Origin of the sequence: Spongorhabdus nitratireducens (assembly GCA_947387575.1) — a bacterium.
In the GTDB taxonomy this organism is placed as follows: Bacteria; Pseudomonadota; Gammaproteobacteria; order Pseudomonadales; family Endozoicomonadaceae; genus CANDOC01.
In genome coordinates this window covers 108,456-122,245 of sequence record CANDOC010000004.1, presented here as the reverse complement: position 1 = coordinate 122,245, position 13,790 = coordinate 108,456, and the positions used below count along the sequence as shown (strand labels likewise).

Annotated in this window: 11 protein-coding genes; 4 read left to right on the top strand and 7 right to left on the bottom strand. The window is 52.2% G+C overall.

Annotated features, from left to right (window positions below; translation table 11 throughout):
* Positions 1-3 precede the first annotated feature (3 nt).
* From ACYZZ0_RS08985 to ACYZZ0_RS08960, 6 genes are all read right to left on the bottom strand, one after another.
* On the bottom strand, positions 4-1,401 hold the full coding sequence (locus tag ACYZZ0_RS08985) for an efflux transporter outer membrane subunit (RefSeq protein ID WP_461536279.1): 1,398 nt from the start codon (positions 1,399-1,401) through the stop codon (positions 4-6).
* Positions 1,402-1,533: 132 nt separating this feature from the next.
* A complete protein-coding gene (gene dcd / locus ACYZZ0_RS08980) occupies positions 1,534-2,121 on the bottom strand; it encodes a dCTP deaminase (RefSeq protein WP_461536278.1) in 588 nt (195 codons plus the stop codon).
* 103 nt (positions 2,122-2,224) lie between these two features.
* On the bottom strand, positions 2,225-3,769 hold the full coding sequence (locus ACYZZ0_RS08975) for a BCCT family transporter (RefSeq protein ID WP_461536277.1): 1,545 nt from the start codon (positions 3,767-3,769) through the stop codon (positions 2,225-2,227).
* A gap of 196 nt (positions 3,770-3,965) precedes the next feature.
* Positions 3,966-4,778: an iron-sulfur cluster carrier protein ApbC gene (gene apbC, locus ACYZZ0_RS08970; RefSeq protein WP_461536276.1), complete on the bottom strand. Its 813-nt coding sequence runs from the start codon at positions 4,776-4,778 to the stop codon at positions 3,966-3,968.
* A 75-nt stretch (positions 4,779-4,853) separates the two neighbouring features.
* Positions 4,854-5,444 (bottom strand): hypothetical protein, encoded by a 591-nt coding sequence (locus tag ACYZZ0_RS08965; RefSeq protein ID WP_461536275.1) that lies wholly within the window; start codon positions 5,442-5,444, stop codon positions 4,854-4,856.
* Positions 5,445-5,496: 52 nt separating this feature from the next.
* Positions 5,497-6,411 carry a DnaT-like ssDNA-binding domain-containing protein gene (locus tag ACYZZ0_RS08960; RefSeq protein WP_461536274.1) on the bottom strand — a complete coding sequence of 305 codons (915 nt, stop codon included), beginning with the start codon at positions 6,409-6,411 and terminating at the stop codon, positions 5,497-5,499.
* Between the two features lie 682 nt (positions 6,412-7,093).
* Here ACYZZ0_RS08960 and metG point away from each other — a divergent pair.
* On the top strand, positions 7,094-9,133 hold the full coding sequence (gene metG / locus ACYZZ0_RS08955; protein ID WP_461536273.1) for a methionine--tRNA ligase: 2,040 nt from the start codon (positions 7,094-7,096) through the stop codon (positions 9,131-9,133).
* Between the two features lie 69 nt (positions 9,134-9,202).
* On the opposite strand, the gene ACYZZ0_RS08950 is transcribed toward metG, so the two are convergent.
* The gene (locus tag ACYZZ0_RS08950) at positions 9,203-10,564 is read right to left on the bottom strand and encodes an NAD(P)-binding domain-containing protein (protein WP_461536272.1); all 1,362 of its coding nucleotides are present in this window, start codon (positions 10,562-10,564) and stop codon (positions 9,203-9,205) included.
* 141 nt (positions 10,565-10,705) lie between these two features.
* Here ACYZZ0_RS08950 and ACYZZ0_RS08945 point away from each other — a divergent pair, with 141 nt between their 5' ends.
* The 3 genes from ACYZZ0_RS08945 to ACYZZ0_RS08935 all read left to right on the top strand — a co-directional run bounded on the left by ACYZZ0_RS08945 (position 10,706) and on the right by ACYZZ0_RS08935 (position 13,599).
* Positions 10,706-11,308: a glutathione S-transferase family protein gene (locus tag ACYZZ0_RS08945; protein ID WP_461536271.1), complete on the top strand. Its 603-nt coding sequence runs from the start codon at positions 10,706-10,708 to the stop codon at positions 11,306-11,308.
* Positions 11,309-11,555: 247 nt separating this feature from the next.
* Positions 11,556-12,632, top strand: a complete 1,077-nt coding sequence (locus tag ACYZZ0_RS08940) for a patatin-like phospholipase domain-containing protein (RefSeq protein ID WP_461536270.1) — start codon at positions 11,556-11,558, stop codon at positions 12,630-12,632.
* Between the two features lie 67 nt (positions 12,633-12,699).
* A complete protein-coding gene (locus ACYZZ0_RS08935; protein WP_461536269.1) occupies positions 12,700-13,599 on the top strand; it encodes a LysO family transporter in 900 nt (299 codons plus the stop codon).
* The last annotated feature ends 191 nt before the right edge of the window (positions 13,600-13,790 follow it).

Below are 13,790 nucleotides of genomic sequence, written 5' to 3'. Positions count from 1 at the left end.
TCGTTAAACTCCCATGCCCAGGGCCAGCCCCAGAGTAATACGGTTTTTCAGTCGGGACTGGCGGGTCTGTAACAATTGAATCCGGGCATCAAACGCTGTCTGTCGTGCGTTCAGTAAATCAAGAATATCGCTGAGGCCTTCACGGTAACGGGACTGGTAATAGGTCAGGCTCTGTTCGGAATGCTTCAATGCCTGTTTCAGATGCTGTTGTTGCTGCGCCAGTGATGATTCCTGCCCCAGCGCCGCCTCAACTTCATTGAGGGCACTCAGCAATGTTTGCTGATAGGCCAGATAGCTACGTTCGGCTTTCAGTTCTGCAATTTCGGCATCAGCTTTCAGACGACCACCGTCGAACAGAGGCGCAGTCATTCTGCCCAGCAGACTCCATGCGGCAGAGCCTGATAACAGATCATTCAGATGGGGACGGCTCTGACTGAGGCTGGCGGTAAGAGAAAATCCTGGCAGCAACTGTTTGCGTGATACTGCTGCCCGGGCATCAGCCGCAACGATCTTCTGGTAGGCCGACTGCATATCCGGCCGACGGGCCAGCACTGTGGCCGGAATATCAACCGGTGGATTGGCAATATCAGGGATCTGTTGTATTTCAGGTAGTACCGGAACACTGCTCTGCCCCAGTAACAGTGCCAGCTGGCGATAGGCATCCAGCTGCTGTTGCTTTCTGGCAACCAGACTGGAACGAATCCGTGCTGTTGCAGCACGGGCCGTTTCCAGATCATTCAGATTACCCAGACCGCGGCGATAGCGTTCGAGAATAACGGTTTCGGAGCCTTCCAGGCTGTCTATCCACTGTTGTTCAGTGTGGATCATCTGCTGCCGCAGGCTAATGTCAATCCACTGCTGTATAACCCGGGCGACCAGTGAGTTTCTGGCGGCCTGATAATCCTGTTGCTGCACCCGAACATCAGCTTCGGCTGCGCGGCTGGCATCCGCCAGACGACCCCAGACATCCAGTTCCCAACTTAAATCGAGTGATAGTTCATGGCTGTTGCTGATGGTCTGGTTCTTGTTGCGGCGAGCACTGTAATTCAGATCCAGTTTGGGTTTACGGGCTGCATCGGACTGGAGCAGCAGTAACTGTTGTTCCTGCAGCCGCAGGGCGGTCTGGCGCAAGTCATAGTTAGCTTCCAGTGCCTGTTTTACCAGCTGCTGTAACTGAGGTTCATTAATAAGCTGGAGTAACTCTGTTCCCAGTTCAGAGCCTGATTCTATATCAGCATTTGCGACAAGCTTTTCTGACTGCCAGTCAACAGGCACCACAACCTCGGGCGGCTGTTGGGCAAACTCGGTTTGAGACAAACTGCTGCAGGCACTGAGGGCCACAACCAGTATCGAAAGACAGACCGTACGGGTACTGCGGGCGTAAGGGCAACTGGCAACCATTCACCGATTCCGTAACTAAGGGATTATTTGCAAACCTTTATACGGGGTGAAAGGTAAAGGGGAGGTAAAGGTAAAATGAGAATGAGTACGAGAAACGTTTTCCGTGTTCCCGTACCCTGTCAGACATGCTGATCAGCTGTGTTCGTTACCGATACGACTGGCTACCGCACTTTTCTGATTCTTGTATTTGGCATCCGGTCGTTTACTGTAGGGACGTTCTGCCGAACCGCTCATGGTTTCAAAGTTGATCGCACCAATGGTCATGCCAGGGCGCAGTGCCAGCGGCAGTTTACCGCCATTAAAGAACTCCAGTACGATCTGGCCGCTCCAGCCTGGATCAATCCGGTGAGCGGTAACATGCACCATCAAACCCAGCCGCGCCAGTGAAGAACGACCATCAAGCCAGCCCACGATATCATCTGGCAACGAGACCGACTCATAGGTGACTGCCAGCGCCAGTTCACCCGGATGGAGGAAAAATGCTTCACTTTCATCCAGCACGATTTCCTTGCTCATCACCGAGTTCAGGGTTTCCTGAATCGATTCACGGGAACCACTGAGGTCCACATAGGGCGCCGCATGGTCATTGAATACCCGAAAGCTATTGCCCAGAGTCAAATCGACACTGACTCCGGAAATAGACGCCGCATCCGGGCGGGGTTCGATCCGGATTCTGCCATTGTCTAGGCAGGCCTCAATATCACGATCACACAGTCGCATCGCAGCAGTCCATTAAACGTACGGCTGCCATCGCAGCACATATATTGATGGGAAGTCAGTTACCGGGATTATAAGAGAATAACGGCCACAGCCACCAGCCCGATCACCGGCCTATCTTGCTGCAGTGATGATCGCCTTGCGAAGGGTGGTGACTCTTTGCCCGCGGTCGGCCCGATACAGGGTAGTCTTCATGCAGCAGCCGCATCAGACAGAACATCCCCAGAATCAGCACCAGCATAAACGGAAAGGCAGCAATAATTGCCATAGTCTGCAGCAGGCAGAGACCATTTTCACTCTCCAGCATTAACACGAGGGCCAGTGCCGCAGGCAGTACTGACCAAACAATTTTCATGGTAATCGAGGGCCGGGGCTGTCCATTGGACGACAGCACCCCCAACACATAAGTCGCACCATTGGCCGAAGTAATAAAAAAGGTAAACAGCACAACAATAACCAGTCCCGATATAAAACTACCCAGCGGGTAACCATCCAGCACCACAAACAATGCCGTTGGTAACGAACTGATTGCCTCTCCGGCCGTTTCAGGTCCAGCGCTGATTCCCATCGTTCCAAATACTGCAAACCACAGAAACGAGCCCAGCGAAGGTGCCATTAATGCACCGAATACAAACTCCCGTACCGTCCGTCCCCTGGAAACTCTGGCAATAAACGGTGCACAGAAAGGTGCCCACGCCATCCACCAGGCCATATAAAACACGGTCCAGTGGACATACCAGGGGTTACCACTGATGGCCAGACTGTCGGCAAACCAGTGCTGAATATAGTTGCCAAGGGTGCTGGTAAAGGTATTCAGAATCTCGACACTGGGACCCACTACAAAACTGATTATCAAAATGGCCACGGCGATAATCAGATTCAGACTGCACAGATACTTGATGCCGCGCTGCATTCCGGTAACCGTGCAGATAACCACCAGCAGCGTAATAACTGCCACCATCAGAATTTTAACCAGCGGTGTATCCGGCATTCCGAAAACAAACGACATACCGCTGTTGATTTGCTGCACCCCAAGCCCGAGTGATGTCGCAATACCACCGGCTGTTGCGAACAGCGCCACAACATTAATCAGTCGTCCAAGATTACTGCGAGAACTTGCTGCAGGTATAAACGGCAATAGTAGATTACTGATCAGCCCGTTCTGCCTGCGACAATACATCAGATAAGCCAGTGGCAACCCCAGCACGGCATAGATTGCCCAGGGTTGCAGGCCCCAGTGCAGAAAGGATTTGCGCATGGCAAAAGCAGCCGCTTCAGGACTGCCACCGGCCAGCGGTTCAATCGGATTAAGCCAGTGATGCAACGGCTCGGCTGCCCCCCAGAACACCAGCCCGATACCCATTCCGGCAGAAAACAGCATGGCGAACCAGGTGACGGAACTGTATTCCGGTGGCTCGTCGCCCAGCCGAATATCGCCATAACGACTCAGTCCGAGCCCCAGACAAAAAATCACAAACGTAAAAGCAGCGCCATTGTAGAGCCAGCCAAAACTCCGGGTCAGAAAACCCATGGTTTTATTACCTGCAGCTCCAAGCTGTTCGGGAAATATCATCCCGGCCAGCACAATACCCAGTATCAGAGTCAGCCCTGTTAGAAAGACAAAGCGGCCCCTCTCACCGTCAGATGGCATAACTTATCCTGCTTGTTTGTTTGATGATCCAGAGTGCATAGGGAGCGCTCCCTAGCATAGCGATGCAGTGATAAGTCTATGCAGCAAGTCCGGCTGCTGCCGGTTATCTCGAATTACGGGCTAAACGTGAAGGTGGTGGTGAAGGAAAAGGCATAAAGAAAAGAAGCCGGCAGTCAGGCTGCCGGCTTTGAAAAGATCAGTCGTCAGAGATCTGGATCTGAGGTGCAGCCTGAGTAGACTGACCTTCCAGTGCATTGACCATATTGCGGGCAATCTCACGGTAGAAACCGGCAATCTCGCTGTCGGCATCATTGGCCACGGTCGGGCGACCACCATCGGCCTGCTCGCGGATACTCATTGCCAGCGGCAGTGATCCCAGCAGTTCAACACCATAGCTGTCAGCAATACGACTACCGCCACCTTCACCAAACAGGTGCTCGGTATGGCCGCAATTGCTGCAGGTATGCACGGCCATATTTTCCACTACACCCAAAACAGGAATGGAAACCTTGCGGAACATTTCGATACCTTTTTTAGCATCGAGCAGTGCCAGATCCTGTGGGGTGGTCACAATCACTGCGCCGCTGACAGAGGCTTTCTGCGCCAGAGTCAGCTGAATATCACCGGTGCCCGGCGGCATATCCACCACCAGATAATCCAGATTATCCCACTTGGTCTGGGTCAGCAGCTGCTGCAATGCACCGCCCGCCATCGGCCCGCGCCATACCATCGGGGTATCGTCGGTGGTCAGGAACGCCATCGACATCACCTGCAGGCCATGAGCCTGAACCGGAACAAAGAACTTGCCGTCTTCCACTTCCGGCCGGGTGCCTTCGGCAATCCCCAGCATCAGTCCCATACTCGGACCATAGATATCCGCATCCAGTACCCCGACCCGGGAACCATCTGCTGCCAGCGCCAGTGCCAGATTGGCTGCGGTGGTGGATTTACCCACGCCGCCCTTGCCTGAGGCTACGGCGATAATATGACGCACTCCGGCTATTTCCATGTACTGCTCCTGCTCGCCCGATACTTACCGGGCGGTATGACTTGTTTGAATAAGTTGGAGGTAAAGTTAATAACGTTACAACTGCTTGCGCAGTTTCAGGAATTCTTTCCGCCCGCCCTTGGGATCAATACCCTGAGCCTTCATTTGTTCCTGTTGTTGCTGGTCGGCCTGTTGCCAGGCTGCTTCAGCGGTATGGGCCTGTGGGCTGTCGAGCCGGCTCTGCATTTCTGCCAGCAGATCTTCTCCGGCCAGAACGCGTTCACAGAAACCGCTGTAATAACGTTCAAACAGCGGAAAAGCGATTCTTTGCTCTTCTCCCCTCAGTGTCATCCAGCCGGTTTCCCGTGCTGCCAGATAAACCGCCACATGTGACCAGTGATATTCCATAGTCTGGGGCTCGGCATTACAGGCTTCCTGATATGCCTGTAACGGGTCTTTCAGGCCGGACTGCTCATAGTAGCGCATTCGGCTGATTTCCCGGATCTCGGCAATACTGGGCAGAAACTTCTTCTGCTTCAGCACCCGCTCGGCAGCAAACTTGACGTCTTTCGGCTCAATATCCTTCAGCCCTTCAGACCAGATACTACGTGCCCTTTCCCGGTCTTCATCAGTAGGATAAGCACGGTGAAACTGGCTCGGCAGGGCATCGCGCAGGATCGTAAACAAATAATTTACCGCGGCACGAGTTTCCGGCGAGGGGCCCTGACGTGGCTTGCGCTCACGCGTCGTCTTCGAACCGGAACTGGAATTTGTCGCCCCAGCTTGTGTCTGTGAGTTCCTCGGTTGTTGCAGCTTTTGGCGCTGCTGCGCGACCAGCTTGCTCGCTTCCTTCACTTTGCTGCCGCCTCCATTGATAGATCACATGATTTTTAAACTTGGACTGCCAGGTGCTCTGGAGTTCACCTTTTTCCTGCCAGTAAAAGATAAATTCCGGCACCTGGGCCATGGCAAACTCTTCCGGAATCTCACAGCTTTCGGTTAACAGTCTCAGTACTGCCGGGCTGGGCTGGAAATCATCAGTCATCGGCGTCGGTGCCGGACCCGCCTGCTGGCGACGGCGACTTTCCCGCTCGTAACAGATTTTGACATGGTTGATAAACCGTGACTGCCAGGTGTTGCACACATCACCACGCTCGGCCCAGTACTGAATAAAGTCCGGCAGATGCTGCATGGCAAAGTCGGGGTGGATGGCACAGTAATTATACAGGTGTTCCAGGGTTTCCCGGCTCGGGCGGAAAGCGCCAGTCATGGGTTCGGTCGGTGCCTGCATCAGCGCCTTGCGGAACTGGTTCTGTACCCACTGAAAGAATCGGTGATCCCAGTTGCGATGGGTATCGCCGCGGCCATTCCAGTACAGAACAAATTCACTCAGCTGGGCTTCAATATATTCCACCGGAATATTCAGCATGGTCAGTCGCCGTACAGTTTCTTCTGTCGGGACATAGTCAGCGGGCAAGGCTTCCGGAACTGCCGAACGGGTTCTGACCGAAGAGACTATTTGCGGGATCTGCTGTGGTGATGGTTGTAACGATGACTGATCCGGTACTGCGCCATTTTGTTGCAGAAATACCGGTTCCCCCGCATTGATACGGCGATTGATGGCGTGATGTGTCTTTAAATCTTTATCCGACATGGGGAACTTTATCCGTCATGGGCTTACTATCGGAACCTCACAGGCAGGACAGAGACAACAGATGCATCCTGCACGATCGTCGTGTATTCATTATCCGGCAGGCTCTCGCGATACCATTAACTGCTGATGCAGCTGATATCACCTACATACTAAGTATATGCAGAGCCGGGAGAGAAAAGTAAATGGTGCCGGCTATTCTACAACGATCCGGCAGAGGGGTGAAAACAGATTTATACCCCAGGTTCTGTTGACATAAGTTTGCAGCACTCAGTGGCCCGTAAAGTGGTCATACGCAAGGCGGGCTTGTGCTGGGCATAGTGGTTCTATGTCCGCATAAGCCCAACGCAGTCGGATGGCCACTTTACGGGCCACCCGAAGGGCCAAAGCGAGCGTTCCCGTGGACGGCGTTGCAACAACTTGAAAGACATTTGTATTCCGGCGTTGTTGCGTCTTGCCACGAAAACGCTCGCTTTGGCTGAGTGCAGCAAATTTATGTCAACAGAACCTAATGACGAGTCGCCATTACCGTCAAAATAATGACACTTTCGGCACTTATTTCTGCCAAACCTGATCGCTGACCGCAAACTATGGGGATTCCATAGTGGTCAAGCCTTCTATAATCGATATAATTTCCGGTTTGACCGCATCACCGGCCGTAACCTTTCGACGGATTTCCTTATAAATGGTTGATCAACGCAAGATTCTTGTCACCAGCGCCCTGCCCTATGCCAACGGGCCTCTGCATATGGGCCACCTGGTGGAATACATCCAGACCGATATCTGGTCCCGCTTCCAGAAGCTGCGCGGCCACACCTGTACCTACGTGTGTGCAGATGATGCCCACGGCACCGCCATCAGCCTGCATGCCGAGAAGCAGGGCATGACGCCGGAAGAATCCGTTGCCCTGATTAACAAGGAGCGGATTCGTGACTTCGGTGACTTCCATATCACTTTTGATAACTACCACTCCACCCACTCCGAAGAGAACCGGGAGCTGTCCCAGGCCATCTACAAGGCACTGCGCGACAAGGGCCATATTGCCACCCGCAGCATCACCCAGGCCTTTGACCCGGAAAAGCAGATGTTCCTGGCCGACCGTTACATCAAGGGCACCTGCCCCAAGTGTGGCGCTGAAGACCAGTACGGTGATAATTGCGAAGTGTGCAGTGCCACCTACTCCCCGACCGATCTGAAAAACCCGCGCTCTGCTATCTCCGGCGCGACTCCGGTTGAGAAAGAGTCCGAGCACTACTTCTTCAAGCTGACCGACTTTGAAGAGTTTCTGCGTGACTGGACCCGCAGCGGCACCATTCGTGAAGAAACCGCCAACAAACTGGCCGAATGGCTGGATACCGGTCTGCAGGACTGGGATATCTCCCGCGACGCACCTTACTTCGGTTTCGAAATTCCGGATGCACCGGGCAAGTACTTCTACGTTTGGCTGGACGCCCCAATTGGCTACATGGCTGCGTTCAAGAACCTGTGTGACCGTCGTGACGACCTGAACTTCGACGAGTACTGGAAAGCTGACAGCGACTGTGAAGTGCACCACTTTATCGGTAAAGATATCGTGAACTTCCACTGCCTGTTCTGGCCGGCCATGCTGACCGGCGCCAACTACCGCACCCCGACCAGCGTCAGCGTTCACGGTTACCTGACCGTTAACGGCGAGAAGATGTCCAAGTCCCGTGGCACCTTTATTACTGCCCGTACCTACCTGGATCATCTGGATCCGGAATACCTGCGTTATTACTACGCTGCCAAGCTGTCCAGCCGGGTTGATGACCTGGACCTGAACACCGAAGACTTTATCCAGCGGGTTAACTCCGATCTGGTCGGCAAGGTTGTTAACATTGGCAGTCGTTGCGCCGGCTTTATCAAGAAACGGTTTGACAGCAAGCTGTCGTCCAACAACATGATTCCGGAACTGACGGCCACCTTCCAGGCCGCCGGTGACACCATTGCCGAATACTACGAAAACCGTGAGTTCGGCAAGGCTATGCGTGAGATCATGGCGCTGGCTGACAAGGCCAATGCCTGGATTGATGAAGTGAAGCCATGGGTTGTTGCCAAGGAAGAAGGCAAGGACCAGGAACTGCACGATATCTGCAGCGCCGGTATCAACCTGTTCCGTCTGCTGATGGTTTACCTCAAGCCGGTACTGCCGGCGATGGCAGAAAAAGCTGAAGCCTTCCTCAAGGTTGAACCGCTGACCTGGGCCGACAACCAGTCCCTGCTGACCAACCACGAAGTCAACAAGTTCAAGCCGCTGATGACCCGGGTTGAAGCCGACAAGGTTGCTGCCATGATCGAAGCCAGCAAACAGGTACTGGAAGCCATGAAACAGCAACAACCCGCCGAAGAAAGCTGGCTGACCAAAGAGCCGATTGCCGACGAAATCACCTTTGATGACTTCGCCAAGGTCGATCTGCGGATTGCCAAAATCGCCAATGCCGAACACGTTGAAGGTGCTGCCAAGCTGCTGCGCCTGACGCTGGATATCGGTGGCGGCCAGACCCGCAATGTCTTTGCTGGCATCAAGTCTGCCTATGCACCGGAAGCCCTGATCGGTAAACATACGGTCATGGTCGCCAACCTCAAGCCGCGCAAGATGAAATTCGGCATGAGCGAAGGCATGGTACTGGCTGCCGGACCGGGCGGTGAAGACCTGTGGATTCTGGAACCTCATGACGGCGCTGAGCCGGGTATGCGGGTGATGTAATTCACATCCTGAAAATACAGCCCGGTATTATCCGGGCTGTATTTTTTATGCTGCTTCAAAACCCCAAAACTATTTCTCTCCTGTTGCTGCAAGCCGTGCCTTGATCTGATGGACTGCACAGGCCGCATGACCATAGCAACTATATTGCAAACGCTCTCCGGTTAATGAGCCCGCAATAAAAAGATTCCTCTCTTCTTGCGAATCGACAACAAATAACTCCATTGTTTCGGGGCAAAAAGACTTCAAATCAGTCAGTGGGTGCCCATTAAGCGTGAGCCATGACATATCGGGTTCACTGCCAATCAGGATGGCAATATGATCAAAATGCTGAGTTAACGTAGCGGAACCTGATTCAGCCTGAATAGTGGCAACCTGTTCTTTTATTTCTGTCAGCTTCCAGCCTTTATGTCGCACATAATTGTATGTGCTGGTCGCTTCACCGAAAACTGCGTGGGATACTTTCGCCTGCTTCGGATACTCGTGCTCTGATTTGGTTATAGTTTTCAGAATCTCAGATGATGATGCAGTTGCCCCGTTATGCTTTTCAGAAATTACATGGGTGACATGCAATTTCTGCTTCCATGCTTCAGCGATAATTTCTGCCGCAGACATTCCTCGCCCGGTAACCAGAACTCTTGAAAAGGGAGGCAGCTTGCTTAAAGCTTTTCGGGCTGAAGTAGCGGAGTGCGATACACAGGTATGATTTTCCCCCGGTATATTGAGCCGCTTCTCAAATTGATTACCGCAAGCAAGTACAAGGAAACGGGTTCTGATTGAATAGGTAGTACCATCATCCTCTTTAATCTCGAGGTGCCACATATTCTTTAAATAACAGGCTTTGGTTATAGTGTGTCCGAAACGTAGTCGTTGTTGGGGCAACCGACTTTTACTGTAATGTTCATAGTATTTACACAAGTCTGCTGCAGTTATTTTTTTACGGCCGAGTGGACCATCACCAAGGCACTCTGCGCTTACATGATCTGCTATCGGAAAGTCCGGTAATCCCATCCATTGAAAAGGGCTGACAGTACACTGTTCTGCACTGTATTTATTCCAGCTTCCACCCGGTTGACTGCTACTAACCAGCATCCAGTCAATATCAGATTTTGTTTCATTCCAGTCAAGGCAGTTAACCGGATCACCGGTCAGCGTAAAAAGGAAAGAGGCGAAGTACTTGGCAGCTTTGGTTTCACCCCGCGCTTCAACCCCGTCGGATAAAGGCAACTTTATGATTGGAGATTGATGTCCGAGATGATGATGCAGGGAATTGTCACATTCAGTTTGGTTGTGAATAAACTCGAGACCATCCAGCAGTCGGGCTGTCAGCAAACCTATCGGTCCACCACCCACTACGACAACATCATAACTTTTTGCGCCAGCCACAACAGAAATAACCGCCATAACCAATCCTGCCATGAAAGCTTGCATCATTTATCCAACCTGCCCGGATGATTTGCAGTTCAAATGACTGGCAATCTGTAAGTTAAGCAGGCATCCAGAGATCAAGCCAAGTGCCGGATCCGCTCCTTTGTGTTACATTGCGCCCAAACCAATAACAATAAAGTTGGAACCATGACGTATCGTGTATATGGCGATCTCCAGTCTGGCAATTGTTATAAAGTGAAATTGCTGCTGGAGCACCTAGGGCTGGATTATGAGTGGATGCCAGTTGATATTCTGGCAGGTGATACTCAAACAGCTGAATTTCTACAGATGAACCCTGCCGGCAAAATCCCCCTGCTGGAACTTCCTGACGGTACTTACCTGTCTGAATCCAATGCAATTCTGTACTACCTGGCCGAAGGCTCACCCTGGTTGCCGGAAGATCGGCTGCAGCGCGCAACCGTATTACAGTGGATGTTCTTCGAACAATACAGCCATGAGCCCTGTATTGCCGTGGCCCGCTTTATTGAGAAGTATCTTGGCCTGCCGGATGAACGACGGGAAGAGTACGTTAGTAAACAGCAGGGTGGTTACAAAGCGCTGCAGGTAATGGAACAGCAGTTGGAAAAAACCTCGTTTATTTCCGGCAATACCATGACCATCGCCGATATTGCTTTGTACGCCTATACCCATGTAGCCCATGAAGGCGGGTTTGACCTGAGCGGTTACCCACTGGTTTGCGCGTGGCTAAACCGTATCGCCGAACGGCCCGGACATATTACAATCGGCTAGTTTGCTGATTTAAGAGCCTGTTCACAATCTTGTCGTGGGCTGCAAATTCCGATAAAAAACTCAGGTGCTCCGCTTTTCCTTGTTACATAGCACCACTATGCGCCTCGAAAAATCGAAGCACCTGAGTTTTTTCTCAATATTTTCGCTATCCACGAAAGATCATGAACAGACTCTAAGCGGATAGCTATCCAAAGCAGTTTATCTCTGAAAAAGCTGTCCCGCAGAAAAAGGATATTCAAAGAGCTATATGTCTGAGTTGTTATTTCTGGCAGGCCCTTCCGCCTACCGTCGAATCAAGCAGGAGGGGCTGTCGCCGACAGATATCAGTGCCGTATTCGGGGCTTCCGGAGCGGCCAAGTGGCTGGCTATTCATGGTCTGGATAAAGCCATCTTTCAACACTGGTTGACCGACCTGGAACAGCCGGTGCATTTGTTTGGCACCTCGATCGGCGCCTGGAAACTGGCTGCAGCGGCTACCAATAATCCCGGCGAAGCCATGGATCAGCTGGCACAGGCTTATATCGAACAGACTTACGGCCCCAAATCCACCCGGCATGATGTCGCCAGACAGTGCACCCGGATTCTGGAAGCTTTTCTGCCCCAGCACCGGCGGCAGGAAATTCTGGCCAATCCATCACTTCGTTTTCACTGCGGCACCGTACGCAGTAAAGGACTGTTGTCGCTGGATTTGTCACCCACGCTGATGCTGGCAATGGCCAAAGCCGCGGTAAAAAATATCGGTGGCCGTCAGGCACTGCATAATGTAATGGATCGGGTTATCTTTCACGATCCCCGCAGTCGTTGCCCGCTGGATGTGCAGGATGGTTACCGCACCCGACAGGTTCCGCTCGGGATGGAAAATCTATCCCAAGCGTTGACCGCTTCCGGCTCGATTCCCTACGTTCTGCCCGGGGTCAGAAATATCAAATCAGCACCTCGCGGTACTTACCGGGATGGCGGCGTGCTGGATTATCACCCGATTCCGGGTAATTTCTGGCGTCAGGATGACAGCAAGATTATTCTATATCCGCACTTTTACTCTCACCTGGTACCGGGCTGGTTCGACAAGTTTTTCAAATCCCGCAAGGCCACCCCGAAGCAGCTGGATAATGTGTTACTGGTATCACCTTCACCGGCCTTTGTTAACCGAATGCCGGAAAGGCGGATTCCGGACCGGAAAGACTTCGACCGTTTCCAGGGCGATGATGCTACCCGAATGCGCAACTGGAACAAGGTCATTCAGAATGGCCACCAGCTGGGTGATGCGTTTCTTGAAGCCTGCACCAGCGGCAGGATAAAAACCATGGTAAGACCCATTCGCTGAAATTAATAACGCCGGTTCTAAGCTGGTGTCTGATTCTTCCCTTTCAAAGCTGTAACAGGACAAACTGATGTACTCCGGCATGCTGTTGATCTTTCTGCCTCTGATCATTGGTTACCTTATTGTTCTCAAGAACACATCATTGATTCATCGCATTAATGCCGCACTGGGCAAACTGGTGTTTATTATTCTGGCATTGATGGGAATGAGTCTGGCCGGGCTGGATAATCTGGGGGAAAACCTGTCACAGATTATGCTCTACACCCTGACCTTTTTTGGCTGTATCACCCTGCTGAATCTGGCCACCGTACCGATTCTGGACAAGCTGATGCCGATCACCACCCACACCGATCATAAAAAGATCCCGGTATTCGAGATGATGCTGGAATCACTCAAACTGGTAGGTGCCGTTGTTGCCGGCTTTATTGTGGGTTACCTGCTGGGCACTCCGGCCAAGCTGGTCGATAAGATCTCCGAGTTTATGCTGCTGGTTTTACTGCTATTGATCGGTATTCAGTTACGTAACAGCGGTATGCAACTGAAACAGATTCTGCTGAATAAACAGGGCATGTGTATTGCCGGCCTGATCGTTATCAGTTCACTGCCGGGCGGCATGATAGCGGCCTGGATTCTGGATTTACCGATTAACCAGGGGCTGGCCATGGCTTCCGGTTTTGGCTGGTATTCGCTGGCAGGCATTTTGATGGGCGATGCGCTGGGGCCGGTATTTGGTGGTACTGCGTTTCTGAATGATATGCTGCGGGAACTGGCGGCGGTTATTCTGATTCCGCTTATTATACGACGTTACCCCTGCACCGCCGTGGGATATGGTGGTGCGACCGCACTGGACTTTACCCTTCCAGTGATACAGAACAGTGGTGGTATTCACTGTGTACCGCTGGCCATTGTCAGTGGTTTTATACTCAGTTTTCTGGTGCCAGTGCTGATGTTGTTCTTTCTTTCTCTGTAAAAGGAGGCAGAGAGAACGCTACAGATGTCCAGAAACTGCTAAAGTCTTTTCAGTCACAGTAATAGTGGTCTGCCTCCGGACCCTGTTACTGATGCATACATTTATGTGGAAACCCGGTAGCAGAGCGGCCTCGAAAAGCGGTTTTCATTGTCGCGGGTCACAAAAGTTCTTTCCGCAGGGCGCAGTTTATA